Annotated in this window: 14 protein-coding genes and 1 pseudogene; 11 read left to right on the top strand and 4 right to left on the bottom strand. The window is 50.2% G+C overall.

Translation table 11 applies throughout. The features are described 5' to 3' along the window. Positions 1–4: 4 nt before the first annotated feature. On the bottom strand, positions 5–1,186 hold the full coding sequence (hmpA, locus tag BLQ82_RS09015; RefSeq protein WP_062528220.1) for an NO-inducible flavohemoprotein: 1,182 nt from the start codon (positions 1,184–1,186) through the stop codon (positions 5–7). A 151-nt stretch (positions 1,187–1,337) separates the two neighbouring features. Here hmpA and BLQ82_RS09010 point away from each other — a divergent pair. After that, a pseudogene (locus BLQ82_RS09010) lies at positions 1,338–1,760 on the top strand (RrF2 family transcriptional regulator); the annotation flags it as partial. 50 nt (positions 1,761–1,810) lie between these two features. Here BLQ82_RS09010 and BLQ82_RS09005 read toward each other — a convergent pair. Beyond that, complete coding sequence (locus BLQ82_RS09005) at positions 1,811–2,236, bottom strand: hemerythrin domain-containing protein (protein ID WP_062528221.1); 426 nt, start codon at positions 2,234–2,236, stop codon at positions 1,811–1,813. 318 nt (positions 2,237–2,554) lie between these two features. Here BLQ82_RS09005 and BLQ82_RS09000 point away from each other — a divergent pair, with 318 nt between their 5' ends. The 10 genes from BLQ82_RS09000 (at position 2,555) to moaA (ending at position 14,543) form a co-directional block, all read left to right on the top strand. Beyond that, the gene (locus BLQ82_RS09000; RefSeq protein ID WP_062528222.1) at positions 2,555–6,229 is read left to right on the top strand and encodes a nitrate reductase subunit alpha; all 3,675 of its coding nucleotides are present in this window, start codon (positions 2,555–2,557) and stop codon (positions 6,227–6,229) included. Continuing rightward, positions 6,219–7,796 carry a nitrate reductase subunit beta gene (narH, locus tag BLQ82_RS08995; RefSeq protein ID WP_062528223.1) on the top strand — a complete coding sequence of 526 codons (1,578 nt, stop codon included), beginning with the start codon at positions 6,219–6,221 and terminating at the stop codon, positions 7,794–7,796. The genes BLQ82_RS09000 and narH overlap by 11 nt, the downstream gene beginning before the upstream one ends. After that, positions 7,789–8,355, top strand: coding sequence for a nitrate reductase molybdenum cofactor assembly chaperone (narJ, locus tag BLQ82_RS08990; RefSeq protein ID WP_062528224.1), 567 nt, complete (start codon positions 7,789–7,791; stop codon positions 8,353–8,355). Before narH ends, narJ begins: the two co-directional genes overlap by 8 nt. Continuing rightward, positions 8,352–9,038 carry a respiratory nitrate reductase subunit gamma gene (narI, locus tag BLQ82_RS08985; RefSeq protein ID WP_062528225.1) on the top strand — a complete coding sequence of 229 codons (687 nt, stop codon included), beginning with the start codon at positions 8,352–8,354 and terminating at the stop codon, positions 9,036–9,038. The genes narJ and narI overlap by 4 nt, the downstream gene beginning before the upstream one ends. A 48-nt stretch (positions 9,039–9,086) precedes the next feature. Further along, positions 9,087–9,545 (top strand): GAF domain-containing protein, encoded by a 459-nt coding sequence (locus BLQ82_RS08980; protein ID WP_062528226.1) that lies wholly within the window; start codon positions 9,087–9,089, stop codon positions 9,543–9,545. Then, a complete protein-coding gene (locus BLQ82_RS08975) occupies positions 9,542–10,612 on the top strand; it encodes a sensor histidine kinase (protein ID WP_062528227.1) in 1,071 nt (356 codons plus the stop codon). Before BLQ82_RS08980 ends, BLQ82_RS08975 begins: the two co-directional genes overlap by 4 nt. 7 nt (positions 10,613–10,619) lie before the next feature. Continuing rightward, entirely contained in the window at positions 10,620–11,267 is a 648-nt protein-coding gene (locus tag BLQ82_RS08970) for a response regulator transcription factor (protein WP_039836904.1), read from the top strand. 19 nt (positions 11,268–11,286) lie between these two features. After that, a complete protein-coding gene (locus tag BLQ82_RS08965) occupies positions 11,287–11,820 on the top strand; it encodes a hemerythrin domain-containing protein (RefSeq protein ID WP_062528228.1) in 534 nt (177 codons plus the stop codon). Positions 11,821–11,998: 178 nt separating this feature from the next. Beyond that, entirely contained in the window at positions 11,999–13,489 is a 1,491-nt protein-coding gene (locus BLQ82_RS08960; protein ID WP_062528229.1) for a nitrate/nitrite transporter, read from the top strand. A 37-nt stretch (positions 13,490–13,526) separates the two neighbouring features. Continuing rightward, entirely contained in the window at positions 13,527–14,543 is a 1,017-nt protein-coding gene (gene moaA, locus BLQ82_RS08955; RefSeq protein ID WP_062528230.1) for a GTP 3',8-cyclase MoaA, read from the top strand. Between the two features lie 7 nt (positions 14,544–14,550). Here the strand turns inward: moaA and BLQ82_RS08950 are convergent, their stop codons facing one another. Continuing rightward, positions 14,551–14,790: a hypothetical protein gene (locus BLQ82_RS08950; protein WP_062528231.1), complete on the bottom strand. Its 240-nt coding sequence runs from the start codon at positions 14,788–14,790 to the stop codon at positions 14,551–14,553. A gap of 180 nt (positions 14,791–14,970) precedes the next feature. Further along, entirely contained in the window at positions 14,971–15,867 is an 897-nt protein-coding gene (locus BLQ82_RS08945; protein ID WP_074648063.1) for a phosphotransferase family protein, read from the bottom strand. Positions 15,868–16,038 lie beyond the last annotated feature (171 nt).

Genomic DNA, 16,038 nt, shown 5'->3' with positions numbered 1-16,038 from the left:
GTAACTATGCTTGTTCTAATTGCAGGGCCGGACCAAAAAACTCATAATGAATTTGTTCTTCTTTCATCCCAAGCGCCAGCAGTTCGCGGATCATGGCTTCCATGAAGGGAACAGGCCCGCATACATAGGCATCACCTGCAGGATCAACATACGCCGCTAATGCTTCACGGGTGATTTGACCATCGGGTCCGCTTGAGTAATAAGTTTTATATTGAATGTTGCTCATGTTGAGCGCATGTTTTTCAATATCCTCACCAAAAGCGGCCAGTGATTCATTACGTGCAGCGTGGAGGAAAACCGTAGGACGGTCCGGCGTGGACACGGCCACCGTTTCGAGCATGCTCATCATCGGGGTGATTCCTACACCGCCTGAGATAAAAGCCACTGGCGTGGTTTTTGTAGCATCCAGCAAAAATTCACCGGCAGGAGCGCTTACTTCGACTGTATCCCCTTCGTTCACCTGTTTGTGAAGGTAGACGGAGACTACACCGTTTGGATCATTATCGGCTTCCCGCTTCACGGAGATGCGGAACTCATCCGGCTTTGGCGCCTGGGACAGGCTGTACTGGCGGATCATGGTGTATTGTTCACCCGGAATCAGAACACGCACAGAGATATACTGCCCCGGCTTGAATGCCGGTACACCGGAACCGTCTGCCGGCTTCAGATAGAAGGATGTAATACTGTCGCTTTCCTGTACCTTGCGGACAATCGTAAACGGTTTGAAGAAATTCCAGCCGTTTTCCTGCTCCCGGGCTTCCTTGTACATATTCGCTTCAACACCGATGAAGGCATTGGCAATCACGCCATAGGCTTCTTCCCAGGCCTGCAGGATGTCATCTGTTGCAGCATCGCCAAGCACTTCCTTGATGGCTTTCAGCAGAAACTCACCGACAATCGGATACTGCTCCGGTTTAATGCCAAGGCTGACATGCTTGTGGGCAATCTGGACAACCGCCGGCAAAATATTCTCCAGGTTGTCAATGTGAACTGCTGCTGCATACACTGCATTCGCGAGTGCTGCCTGCTGCCGGCCTTGCGCCTGGTTGGCATGATTAAATACATTCAGAAGTTCAGGGTGGGCCGCAAACAGATTCCGATAGAATACCGATGTAATGGCAGTGCCGTGTTCCGCTAAGACTGGGGCTGTGGATTTGACGATTTCGCGTGTTTGTTTGGATAAGATAACCGTTCACTCCTCTCATTATTACAAATTTAATATATACTCTTTTATGGTCAAAAGATATATTTAAAATACCACTTTAACAAAATCGTCAATTTATATGGTATCATTTGTAACAAAGATCACATACTGCAACCAAGGAATGATGAATCAAATGAGACTTACTATGTACACGGATTTTTCTTTGCGGGTCCTCATGTACCTCGGGACGAAAGAGCGGGGCGAGCTGTCAACGATACAAGATATTTCAAATGCCTATCATATATCCAAAAATCATCTGATGAAGGTATCCCATGAACTTGGGCAAGCGGGGTATATTGAAACGGTAAGAGGCAGAGGAGGGGGGATCCGTCTGGCCAAGGCACCTGAGCTGATTAACATCGGAGAAGTTGTGCGCCGGATGGAAGATGATTTTCATCTTGTAGAATGCTTTGACCCTTCCGGCAACAACTGTCCGATCTCTCCGGTGTGCAATTTAAAGGGAGTGCTTGGCAGAGCATTGGCTGCCTACTTGCAGGTGCTCAGCGAATATACATTACAGGATTTATTGCTGAATAAGCATGATCTGCAGGCTATTTTTCAGAGGGAATCATTAGATACCACCCGGCAATCCGGTAACGATAACGATTATAGTGACGGCTCTTCCAGCAGCAGCCTTTCCTCATCCCGGCTATGAATAGCGTTCACGACCAAGAGGGCATGAAACTGTTGAAGAACCTCCGGTGTGAGGCCGTCTTCACTAAGCATGCTTTTGATATCCGTGACGATTGTGCGCAGCAGCTCATGATCACGGGTTAGCTTCGTTACAGCATCCTGCAGACCTGGGTGATTTGCTGCCATTTCCGGGTAGAATCCTTCTTCCTCTGCTTCCGCGTGGCTGAGTATCCTTGTTTCCCAGTACTCGACGAGGTGATCTGCCGCTTGTCTCGCGATCTCTAATTCGTGAAGCTCCAGCAGCTTCTCCACTTCTTCCGTTTTGGCAACTGCTCCGGACAATCCGCCTTGATGAATCGCGTGATGGGCGTGCAATTGGCGTAATGAGGGTCCTGTCATTGTTCATCCTCCCCGATTTTTTTTCAGTATAGCATATAGAAGAGCTGTGAAAATTCCGGTTAGGACATCCCCTGTGCAAAAAGAGGGAACTCCCTGACTGCTCAGCGGATATCCTTCCTGACATGAACATGCGAAAAGCTCACCTCTTGAAGAGGCGGGCTTTTTTCGCTTTTGGCGGAATCAAGGGATTTCCCGCGGGACTATAGGACATTCCCTAATGGGAACTCATGCCCCGGACCTCCATAATGAAATTATTCGAATGAAAAGTGAGTGTGACTCTTCCATGTCCTTCATTCTGCAAAGGAGTGTTCGTAAGCAATGAAGAAAAAATACGGTCTCAACTTTTTTAAACCGGTCGAAAGCTATTCCGGGAACTGGTCCATTCTGGAGGAAAAGAACAGGGATTGGGAGGACATGTACCGCCAGCGCTGGTCCCATGATAAAGTAGTCCGCACTACGCACGGAGTCAACTGTACGGGTTCCTGCAGCTGGAAGGTTTTTGTGAAGAACGGGATCATCACCTGGGAGAACCAGCAGATTGACTATCCGTCCTGCGGTCCCGATATGCCGGAGTTTGAACCCCGGGGCTGTCCCAGAGGAGCCACCTTCTCCTGGTATGAATACAGCCCGCTCCGGGTGAAATATCCCTATATGAGAGGGAAGCTGTGGCGGCTGTGGAAGGCTGCACTGCTTGAGCATGACAATCCTGTGGATGCATGGGCCAGCATCGTAGAAGACCCTGCGAAAGCCGATACCTACAAAAAAGCCCGCGGCAAAGGCGGCCATATCCGTGTAGCCTGGGAGGATGCGCTTCGTCTGATCTCGGCCCAGCTGATCTATACGATCCGCAAGTATGGTCCCGACCGGATTGCAGGCTTCACTCCGATTCCGGCCATGTCGATGGTCAGCTATGCTTCGGGTGCGCGGTTCATCTCGCTGCTTGGCGGGCAAATGCTCAGCTTTTACGACTGGTACGCGGATCTGCCTCCAGCGTCCCCGCAGATTTGGGGCGAGCAGACGGATGTCCCTGAATCCTCCGACTGGTACAATGCCGGCTATTTGATGATGTGGGGCTCCAATGTGCCGCTTACCCGGACCCCGGATGCCCACTTCATGACCGAAGTGCGCTATAAAGGAACCAAAGTGGTGTCAGTGGCGCCGGATTTGGCCGAAAATGTCAAATTCGCTGACAACTGGCTCGCACCGAACCCCGGAACAGATGCCGCCTTGGCGCAGGCGATGACACATGTAATTCTGAAGGAGTTCTACAATGAACGGGAAGAACCCATGTTCATTAATTATGCCAAACAATTTACGGACATGCCGTTTATCATCCTGCTCGACCCGCATAAGTCCAGCTTAAAGGGCGGTCGGTTCCTGCGGGCAAGCGATCTCGGTGATACCTCTCAGCATGCGGACTGGAAACCGGTGATTTATGACACGGTCTCCGGAGAGCTGATTGTGCCTAACGGAACGATGGGGCAGCGCTGGGAAACGGATAAGAAATGGAACCTCATTCTCGAACAGGAAGACGGGACGAAGATTGATCCGGCACTTTCTGTAGAAGGCCATGGCGGGCAGTGGGAAGAAATCGTCTTCCCTTACTTTGATCAGGCGGGGAACGGAACGTTCAAGCGTATCATCCCGGCGATGAAAATACGGCTGGCCGACGGGACGGAAAGATACGCCGCAACCGTGTATGATCTGATGCTGAGCCAATACGGCATTGCCAGAACAGCGAGTCCTTGGAATGCCAAGGATTATGACGACAGCGCCTCTCATTATACCCCTGCATGGCAGGAAAAGATTACGAGTGTGAAATCCAGCGTAGTGGTCCAGATTGCCCGTGAATTTGCCCAGAATTCCCTCGATACCGGCGGGCGCTCCATGATTATTATGGGTGCCGGAATTAATCACTGGTTCAATAGCGATACCATCTACCGCTCGATACTGAACCTTGTTGTTCTGACAGCCTCCCAGGGGGTGAACGGCGGCGGCTGGGCGCATTATGTCGGGCAAGAGAAATGCCGCCCTATCGAAGGCTGGTCTACCATTGCTTTTGCGAAGGACTGGCAAGGGCCGGCAAGGCAGCAGAATGCCACGTCATTCTTCTACTTCGCAACTGAACAGTGGCGTTATGAGGAGAGCGGCACCGATTCGCTGAAGTCGCCGACAGCCGGAGAGGTAGCTTACCAGCACCCTGCAGACTACAATGTGCTTGCCGCAAGGCTCGGCTGGCTGCCTTCCTTCCCGCAGTTCAACAAGAACAGTCTCTTGTTCGCAGAAGAAGCTGCACAGCAGGGCAAGAAGTCGAATGCAGAAATCATTGCCCACACTCTGGAGGGCATCAAATCACGAAAGACACGTTTTGCGGTGGAAGATCCCGGAGCACCCGAGAACTTTCCGCGTTCTCTGTTTATTTGGCGCTCCAATCTGATTTCCAGCTCCGCCAAAGGACAGGAATATTTCATGAAGCATTTGCTGGGCGCATCCGATGGGCTTCTAGCCAAGCCGAATGAAGAGCAGAAACCTGAAGAAATCGTGTGGCGGGAGGATGTGGAAGGCAAGCTCGATCTTATGGTCGCGCTGGATTTCCGGATGACGACCACTCCGCTGTATGCAGATATTGTACTTCCGGCTGCGACGTGGTATGAAAAGACGGACTTGTCCTCCACAGATATGCACCCGTTCGTTCATCCGTTTAATCCTGCGGTGAATCCGCTGTGGGAATCCCGTTCGGATTGGGATATCTACCGCCAGCTGTCGGAGGTTTTCTCGGAAATGGCGAAATCGGAGCTGCCGGGAGTCTACAAAGATCTTGTCGCATCACCGCTGGCGCATGATTCGATCAGTGAGATCTCCCAGCCGATGGGTCTGGTCAAAGACTGGGCCAAAGGGGAAGTGGAAGCAGTTCCCGGCAAAACGATGCCGAACTTAAGCATTGTGGAGCGGGATTATACCAAGATCCACGATAAATACGTCTCACTAGGGCCCAATCTGGTCATTGGCAAAGCAGGCGCTCATGGCATCAGCTTCTCCGTGGCGGAAGAATACGAAGAGCTCAAGCGGCTCAACGGGGTCTTTTATGATGAAACGATCAAAAACGGACTTCCCAAAATCCAAACCGCCCGCCAGGTGGCTGATACTATTCTCCATCTGTCCTCAGCGACCAACGGCCGTGTGTCACAGAAAGCTTACGAGCAGGCAGAGAAGGACTCCGGTGTTGTGCTGAGAGATATTTCTGCGGACCGGGCGGCAGAGAAGATTACGTTCCAGAGCATCACTGCGCAGCCCCGGGAAGTGATTCCAACTCCGGTGTTCAGCGGTTCCAATAAACAAGGCCGCCGTTATTCACCGTTTACCACCAATATTGAACGGCTGGTCCCGTTCCGTACCTTGACAGGAAGGCAGCATTTCTACATTGACCACGAGATCTTCCAGCAGTTTGGCGAGGCGCTGCCGGTCTATAAACCCACCCTGCCGCCGATGGTACTCGGTCCGCGCGACAGGGAAGTGAAAGGCGGGCAGGATGCGCTTGTGCTGCGGTATTTAACGCCGCATGGCAAGTGGAATATCCACTCGACCTACCAGGATAACCAGCATATGCTGACCTTGTTCCGCGGCGGTCCAACCGTGTGGATCAACAACGAAGATGCAGAGCAGCACGGCATCTCAGATAATGATTGGCTGGAGGTCTATAACCGCAATGGCGTGGTCACGGCCCGCGCGGTCGTCAGCCACCGGATGCCAAGAGGCACCATGTTCATGTACCACGCGCAAGACAAGCATATCCAAGTGCCTGGCTCCGAGATTACGGATACCCGCGGAGGCAGTCATAATGCACCCACCCGCATTCATCTGAAGCCAACCCAGATGGTCGGCGGTTACGCACAGCTCAGCTATGGTTTCAACTACTACGGTCCAATCGGCAACCAGCGTGATGTTTACGTAGCCGTGCGAAAAATGAAGGAGGTCAACTGGCTTGAAGATTAAAGCTCAAGTGGCAATGGTGATGAATCTCGATAAGTGCATAGGCTGTCATACCTGCAGCGTTACCTGCAAAACAACCTGGACGAACCGCAAAGGCGCGGAATACATGTGGTTCAACAACGTAGAAACGAAACCCGGCATTGGATATCCGAAACGCTGGGAAGACCAGGAGCTTTACAAAGGGGGCTGGCAGCTCCGCAAAGGCAAGCTTGAGCTGAAATCCGGCAACAAGCTGTCCAAGGTAGCCCTCGGAAAGATTTTTTATAACCCCGACATGCCGGAAATGAAGGATTATTACGAGCCGTGGACTTATAATTATGAGCATTTGACCGAGGCAGGGGAACAAAAGCATTCTCCGGTGGCACGCGCTCATTCCGCAGTAACCGGAGAGAAAATGGATCTGGAATGGGGTCCGAACTGGGAGGACGATTTGGCCGGCGCACACGTAACGGGCCCCCTAGATCCGAACATCCAGAAGATTGAAGAGGAAATCATATTCAACTTCGAACAGTCGTTTATGATTTATCTGCCCCGTCTCTGTGAACACTGCCTGAATCCCAGCTGTGTTGCTTCCTGTCCTTCTGGTGCGATGTACAAACGGGAGGAGGATGGCATTGTCCTCGTAGACCAGGAGGCTTGCCGTGGATGGAGATATTGCATGACAGGCTGTCCTTACAAAAAAGTCTACTTCAACTGGCAAACCAACAAAGCGGAAAAGTGCACCTTCTGTTTCCCGCGTGTGGAAGCCGGGCTGCCAACCGTCTGCTCCGAGACTTGTACAGGCCGTATCCGGTATCTGGGTGTACTGCTGTATGACGCAGACAAGGTGCTTGATGCCGCTTCAACACCGGATGAAAAGGATTTGTATAAAGCACAATGCGATTTATTTATGAATCCCCATGATCCTGAAGTTATCGCTCAGGCCAGAAAAGACGGCATTTCGGAGGACTGGCTGGAAGCGGCACAGAATTCACCGGTTTATAAGCTTGCGATTGAGCATAAGCTGGCGTTCCCGCTGCACCCGGAATACCGGACGCTGCCGATGGTCTGGTATGTGCCGCCGCTCAGCCCGATTATGAACTATTTTGAAGGGAAGGATTCCCTGAGGAACCCGGACATGATCTTTCCGGCCATTGAGGAAATGCGGACACCAATCCAGTATTTAGCCAATATGCTGACCGCAGGCGATACGCAGACTGTAAAAGAAGCCCTGCAGCGGATGGCGATGATGCGTTCCTATATGCGGGCGAAAACAGCAGATCAACCGTTTGATCTTTCCCGCCTTGATCGGGTAGGCATGACTGCACAGCAGACAGAGCAGATGTACCGGCTGCTGGCTATTGCCAAATATGAGGACCGTTTTGTGATTCCGACCTCACATAAGGAACAGACCATGAATCCTTACCGCGCCCAAGGCTCAGCCGGATACGGCAACCGGATGGGCGATATGGGTTCCGGTTTCGGCTCCGGATGCGATGGCTGTGGACCGGCCAGCTCTGCCGGCGGAGACACGAAGACCGCAAAAGAAATGTACGAAGAGAATTTCTACGGAGGGATCTGGCGTGATTGATCTAAGCAAGCTCCATAATTTCAAGCAGTCCTTCGGTTATTTTGCCCTGCAGCTGATGTATCCGGAAAAGCTGGATTTTCATCCGGCCTTTCTGGAAGAGGCATTTGAAGCCGGACATCCGGCTTACTCTCATGTGCATGCTTATTGGTCACTCATGCAGAGCTTCAGCTTGGATGAGATTCAGGAGAACTATGCCGCAACCTTTGATTTTCAGCGGGACTGTGCCCTTTATATGACCTATTTTAAGTTCGAGGATGCCAAGGAGCGCGGACAAATCCTGGCCAAACTAAAAATAATGTATGAAATGTACGGTCTTGAAATGCCTGAAGGCGAGCTGCCGGATTACCTGCCGCTCATGTGCGAATTCCTGTATGCTGCGGAGTGGCTGAAAGACCCGGCTGCGCCGGAGAATTTCCGGATGCTGACAGCGATTCTTGAAGATGGCACGTATCATTTGCTTCAGGCCCTGGACAAACATAAAAGCCCGTATTTCCACCTGGTAAAAGGACTGCGGGAAACACTCAAAGCTTGCATCGAACAGGAGGCTCTCAGTCAATGAATATGTTCGATCAATTTTTATGGGTCATATTTCCATATATCTGCCTCGCCATTTTTATCGTTGGCCATATTTACCGCTACCGGAGAGATCAGTTTAACTGGACAGCCAAATCCAGCGAATTCATTGAGAAAAAGCAGCTGAAATATGGGAGTATTCTTTTTCACCTCGGGATTATTCCGGTCATCTTCGGGCATATCGGCGGTCTGGTGGTCCCGAAGTCATGGATGGAGGCAATAGGGGTTAGCGAGCATTGGTACCATATCGGAGCCGTATACATCGGGGGCATATTCGGAATGGCAACACTTGCCGGCATGCTGATTCTCACCTCGCGGCGTTTTTCAATAAAGAATGTCCGCCGTCTGAGCAGCGCCTCTGATTTGATTGTCAATTCCCTGCTTTTGTTCATTGTATTTATGGGCATGTACTCCACCCTTGTCACGAATGCAGTACAGCCGGAATTTGATTACCGGGAGACGATTTCCGTATGGTTCCGCGGCTTGTTTATGTTCAGTCCCGATCCGTCGCTCATGAAAGATGTACCGGTATCCTTTAAAATCCACATCTTGTCCGGCTTCGCCATCTTTGCGTTTTGGCCGTTTACCCGGCTTGTTCATGTATGGAGTGTTCCGTTGAATTATGTAGGCAGAAGTTATATTCTATATAGAAGGCATAAATCGAATTAAAGGAAAGCAAGCCCAAACTTCTTTCCCTGTTCAATAGGAGAGGAAACGATGAAAAACCAGGTCAATTACCAGCTGGAGCTTGACCAAATCCGGCAAGCCCTAGGGTTTGATTTCATGTCATTGGCATTTGCTGACCCTGCGGAATATGACTATGTGATCCGATGGAAATACGCCTCCGGCAACTTGAATTCCCGGTATAAGCGGATTGTGCTGCAGTCCGGAAGAGGCATAGCGGGAATCGTATTCAAAACCGGAAAGCCGTTTTTACTCTACTCTGTACAAGAACAGGTAAAGCAGGAAATGCTGTTTAGTTATCCGATTGTCAATTCAGAGAAGCTAAACAGCATCGGGGCTGTACCGCTGTGGAATGACGCCCGCGTGGCCGGGGTCCTTCTCGGCGGATTCAGAGGAGACCGGCAGGTGAATGAAACGATGCTTCGTGAGCTGCAAAATACGGCACGCCACGGAATCGGAGACTTGAACGGAAAGGAACTGTTGCTGAGTTGAAGCTGCGAGCCGGGATGGATTCATTAAATATGCTGATGCTGAAGCTGTTTGAGAACAGTACGGAGGCTATTTTCTTTTTTGACAGTGAAGGAAGAACGCTGGCGATGAATCCGGCAGCCGCCCATATTGTTGACAGCGACTTTCTGAAGCAGCTGGAGCAAGGGAATTCCCTTGCCCTATGCAGCACTTGCAGAGGATATACCAGCGACCTGGAGCTGCGCACCTGTCTCAATTGTTTTTTTCATGTGCCGGAATCTGAGGACTTTACCTCCTATCAGGTCTATCTTGAGACCAAATACAAAGGGATTATCCCTTTTGCAGCCAGCTTTCATACCATCGATTCAGAGAATGGAATACGGGTGCTTATGCTGAGGGATCTCACCAGGCAGTTCAAGACGCAGGAGAAATTTTATCAGAATAAAATGATGAAGCATGTTATCGAAGCCCAGGAGAACGAACGGAAACGGATCTCCCGGGAGCTGCACGACAGCGTTGCCCAGGAGCTTATGAGTGCTGTAGTCGATCTGCGGGTGCTTAAATATATGACTAGAGATGAAGAGCTGCTCAAAAAGGTAAAACAAACGGAAGTATCCATGACAAGGCTCTTAAGTGACATCCGCAATCTCTCTGTGGAGCTTCGTCCGGCTGCTCTTGATGATTTCGGATTGGAAGCAGCGTTCCGCTCGCACTTTAAGCGGATGGAGCAACTCTATGGGCTAATGATTGAGTTCGAATCCGATCTTTCTGAGAACCGGTATGGCAGTGAAATCGAAACGGTGATCTATCGGGTTTGTCAGGAAGCCGTGCTTAATGCCTTGAAATATGCCCAGGTAGATCTGGTTCAAGTAAAGCTTACTGAGCAGGACCGGATGCTGAAGCTCACGATCGAAGATAATGGTGTCGGATTCCACCTGGGTGATGAGCCGGACGGAACCGGACTGGGCCTATACGGTATGCAGGAGCGTGCAGAATTAGTAGGAGGCAGCTTCAGCATAAGAACACAACCGGGAATGGGAACCACAATCATCGTTCAAGTCCCTGTTGCAGATGGAAATGGAAAGGAATGATCCCCGGATGAAGATCGTTATCGCAGACGACCACGCCATGGTGCGCAGCGGGTTCTCCATGATTCTGAACTTTCAGGACGACATCGAAGTCATTGGAGCGGCGGCAGACGGTATTGAGGCATATGCCATGGTAGCGAAACGGAGACCGGATATTCTGATCATGGATCTTAGCATGCCCCCTGGAGAAAGCGGGCTGATCGCCACAGGTAAAATCAAAGAGGATTATCCCGACACCAAAATCTTGATCCTGACCATGCATGATGATGAAGAATATTTGTTTCATGTCCTGAAGAACGGAGCGTCCGGATATGTGCTGAAAAGTGCACCTGATGAGGAACTGTTGCTTGCCATCCGCACCATTTATGAGGGAGGCACCTATATTCATCCCAAGATGGCAACCTCTCTGGTGCGTGAATTTATCAAGAAGGACAAAACGGCCTCGACAGAAGATTTGTTTGAGCTGCTCTCTAAGCGGGAGCTGGAAATATTGCCGCTGATCGCTAAGGGTTACGGCAACAAAGAGATCGCGGAAAGGCTGTTCATCTCTGTGAAAACTGTGGAGGCCCATAAATCCAAAATCATGGAGAAATTAAACCTGAAAAGCCGGCCGGAGCTGGTCGAATATGCCTTGAAAAAAAAGCTGCTGGATTTCTAGTGCTGAATGGAGGTACACCATGCCGAATCCTTCCGGGCTGCGTTTTGTTTCACCAGCCATGCGTATTCTTGAGAACGAGCATTGCTATTTATCATTCCTAATGGGAGAGTGGCATGCCATTGTTCTCTCCTTTGAACAGGAGAAGCAGCTAAGTTTGGAAGAAAGCCGGCGGAGGGTCAAGGAATTGCGCAGGCTTATTCTTGATTTCAAAGTTCCGCTGGATAAACATATGCAAAAAGAGGAAGCACACTTTTTTCCGCTGCTGGGAACCTATATCGGCTTTGAACAAGGGCCGCTGGTCGGGATTCAGCAGGAACATGCCGAGATTGACGGATACCTCGGACATTTTCTTCATTATACGGAAGGGGATATTGATCTTATGCCCCTGCCAAAGATTGCTTCCGCAGTAAGAGATGCAGGAGAGGCTTTTGAAGTGTTAACCGTGCATTTTGTAAAAGAAGAGACCGTCATCTTTCCAATGGCGGAAAGCCAGCTGAGCGAACCGGATGCAAGGCGGCTGTATTCCAGGATGAATACCCTTATCACTCAATAATCCAAACGGCTTCACTGTCCTTATCGGGGACGGGGAAGCCGTTTTTGTGTAAAATAGGGATTCCCCTCTAAGGGAAAGGGTACTCCCCTATATCTCAGATTGAGTATGGACAGATACAATAAGGACAGGAAGTGAAGAAGACATTCAGCAGACAAAACTGGCGGAAAAGGTGAGTTATATGATTAAAAAATTGCAATTGCCGTTACAAACATTGAACTTGATTGTTGGCTTCATGGTATGGGTAATCATTTCCTCTCTGATGCCTTTTATTTCCGAGGATATTCACATTCCGGCGGGAAAACTGGCAATGGTTACGGCGATTCCCGTAGTGCTTGGTTCCATACTTCGAATACCGATTGGCTATTATGCGAATATTTTCGGGGCGCGTATCATCTTTCTCGTCAGCTTCGTGCTGCTGCTGTTTCCGGTATTCTATATTAGTGAAGCGTCCACGTATACAGACTTGATTATCGGCGGTTTGTTTCTTGGTATTGGCGGAGCTGTTTTTTCGGTAGGGGTTACCTCACTGCCCAAGTATTTTCCGAAAGAAAAGCATGGGTTCGTTAACGGGATTTACGGCGTCGGGAATCTTGGCACAGCCCTCACTACATTTACGGCACCGATCATTGCCGCACATTACGGCTGGGCAACAGCGGTAAAGCTGTATCTGATTCTTCTGCTGGTGTTTATTGTCCTGAATTTCTTTTTCGGAGACCGTCATGAACCGAAGGTGAAAACACCGATTATAGAACAGATCAAGGGTGTTGCTAAAAATGAGAAGCTGTGGCTGTTCTCACTCTTCTATTTCATTACATTCGGATCATTCGTGGCATTCACGATTTATTTGCCCAACTTTCTCGTTTCTAATTTCGGACTGGAAAAGGTGGATGCAGGCATGCGGACAGCCGGTTTTATTGCGGTTGCCACGTTTTTCCGGCCCGTCGGCGGCTGGCTCGCAGATAAATTCCAGCCTTTGGTTCTGCTGATCGGAACATTCAGCATCTATACCGTTGCAGCGATCCTTCTGGCTTTTCTGCCGTCCATCGGGCTTTATACGGTAGGGTGTTTGGCTATTGCTGTGAGTGCGGGTATAGGGAATGGAGTGATTTTCAAATTAGTTCCGTTCTATTTCAATAAGCAGGCAGGGATTGCCAACGGAATTGTCTCCATGATGGGCGGACTTGGCGGCTTTTTCCCGCCGATTATGCTCTCGATTATTTTTTCAATCACAGGCCAATATTCAATCGGGTTCATGCTGCTATCGCAAGTGGCATTGGCCAGTCTTGTGCTTGTGATATGGCTCTATTATCATGACCGGCTGGCGCTTACTGCTGAAGTGTTCAACTCCACAGCCCAGGGAATTCTGGTAACGGATGCGGCGGGGGTCATTAAGAGCGTCAATCCAGCATTTACGAGGCTTACCGGCTTCACAGAAGCGGAAGTGCTCGGCAAACAGCCAAACGTACTGAAGTCTGGCAGGCAATCCAAGGATTTCTACCGCAGCATGTGGAGCGAGATCCGGGCAAAGGGTGTATGGCAGGGAGAGATTTGGAACAGAAGGAAAAATGGTGAAGAGTATCTGCAGCTTTTGAATATCAGTGCCGTCAAGGATGAGACAGGGGTAGACATCCGTTATGTCGGTACATTCAGCGATATTACGCAGAAGTAAAGAGAGGCATTCACATGCAAAGGGGAGGGAGGGGCGCATGAATACTACACCCATACAGGATCAGCTAAAGCGGCCCATCCGTGACTTGAGGATTTCCCTGACAGACCGTTGCAATTTCCGCTGCACCTACTGCATGCCGAAGGAAATATTCGGTGAGGATTACGCCTTTTTGCCGGCCCGGGAGATGTTGTCCTTTGCTGAAATTCTGCGGTTGACCAAGCTGTTTGTATCCTTAGGGGTTGTCAAAATCCGTCTGACCGGAGGAGAGCCGCTGCTGAGGAAAGATCTTCCCGAGCTTGTGGCAGGAATCCTGTCGCTTAGCGGGGTGGAGGACATAGGGCTGACGACGAACGGCGTTTTACTGGGGCAGCAGGCTAAAGAACTGTACGCAGCAGGATTGCGGCGGTTAAACATCAGTCTGGACGCGCTGCATCCGGAGATCTTCGGACAAATGAATGGAAGAGGGCTTAAGCCTTCTCTTATCCTGAAACATATCGATCAGGCCCGCGAGCTTGGTTTTGAGGTCAAGGTCAATATGGTGGTTCAAAAAGGGGTAAATGAATCGGAAATCCTGCCGATGGCAGCATATTTTAAGGAACGCCAAATCACCCTCCGCTTCATTGAGTTCATGGATGCCGGCAATGACAATGGCTGGAGCTTGGCAAAAGTGGTTACCAAAAAGGAAATACTCCAAAACCTCCGGGATGTTTATGAGTTGGAGTTTTTGGAGCAGGATTTCTATGGGGAAGTCGCACAGCGCTATCGTTACAAAAACAGTGATGCAGAGATCGGGTTTATTACTTCGGTATCAGAATCCTTCTGCTCATCCTGCACCCGGGCCCGGTTGTCCTCTGACGGTAAATTCTACACTTGTCTCTTTGCCTCGGGCGGTATGGATCTGCGGGCACTGCTTCGCAGCGGTGCTGATGACAGCAGACTATTGAACGTGATCAAAGACGTCTGGGAGAAACGTACGGACCGGTATTCCGATGAGCGTCAGGAGCACACGGCAGCTGACCGGAAAAAGATAAGCATGTCCTATATAGGCGGATAAGCGTGCACTAACTATTGATTGATCCGGTTTGCAGGTCGTTTTTCGCTGCTTCAAAATTACCGGAGCCTACTCTCCGGCGGATTTCTTCTTCTGAGAGCTCTTGTGCCACAGGTCCTGTCGGGATGCCGCCGGCGTTTGCTGCAGCTTCTGTCCGTTCCACACGGGCGAAGCCGGCATTCGCCCGGCGGCCTATTTCTTCACGCTCTTCACGGCTAGAGAAGGAGGTTAGTTCAGTTTCCTTTGCCATCGTTAGAATCCCCTTTCGGAATTAATTTACCTAGTATAATACCCTATATGCTTCATAAAGAATCATAGAATACATGACTTAATCGCAGGAGACGATGGCTAACCGATAATAACCTGTAATTCCAAAGCGGTTTAACAGGGGATTTCTTTCGCAACAAAAAACAGCCGTCCCCGGCTGCTTCTACCGATTGATTCGCATATCCTGTTCCACTGACTCAAACCCTTCCTGAATCCAATCCGGGTCCTTGGACTCCAAGCCCTCCAACAGATAGCGGACCTGATCGAATGTCACGAACAACGAGATTTTTCGCATTCGGGCGTCGAGGCCAGTCTCGCCTTTATGCGCCATCACTTGACGAGTAAATGCCGCGCCGCAATCCTCCAGCAAATACAAGTAATCGTAATCGGGGTCACTTATCGCAGCGTCACCGAAATCGATAATCCCTGTAAGTACGGACCGATGACAATCCGTCAAAAAGTGATCCGGCGACAAATCGGCGTGAATCAGCGCCGGTATATATCGGGTATATGCTGAATCTTCCAGATAGGCTTGAAACCGCCGGTTGAGATATTCGCGCCAAGACGGTTCAATATGAGGAAAAACCTGCCTCTCCGCAGCAGCCTTCAACAAATGGATTTCATTCGCAAGCTGTTGTACGGGGACACCGGCCTGAATAGCCGTTTCAACCGGGCATGCGTTCAGGTCATTCAAGAAATCCCCAAGCTGTATCGCCAGCCGCTCTCTTGCGTAATCGGAGACGGAGGCGATTCCGTCTTCCCCCAGGATTTCACCCTCGACCTTCCGGTAGCCTGCAAAGGGGCGTCCATCCTCCTGTGTTCCTCTGTATACAAACTTCGGAATCCCGACCTTGACGCGCCCGGCCAACAGAGGCAGCAAATGCATTTCCTTGTTCAATTCATCCGCACCTTGCTGACTCTTCGGAAAACGAAATACCCATTCCCCGTTCACAAGTATCGCATAATTCCGGTAGCCTTCGCCAAGCGACTCCACAGTTCGAATGTTCAATTCCGGGAATTGGTCCGCAATCAGTGTGGAATAACGCCGTTCCTGCTCCATTGAGGCAGCCCCTCTCTATGAACTCAAGTCAATCCGCCTATTGCCTATATTCTCACCCAACCGGCATATTTTTTGATGACTCAAAAGTACTATAAGCATGGTTTTTTTGAACTGGCTAAGCAACCTGATCATCCGCTGCGCCAAATGAGAGGTAAAAGTACCTCTGATTCC

It is taken from the genome of Paenibacillus jilunlii, from assembly GCF_900102965.1.
GTDB classification, from domain to species: Bacteria; Bacillota; Bacilli; order Paenibacillales; family Paenibacillaceae; genus Paenibacillus_AQ; species Paenibacillus_AQ jilunlii.
The sequence above is the reverse complement of the archived record's forward strand: the minus strand, read 5'-3'. Positions and strand labels throughout refer to the sequence as shown.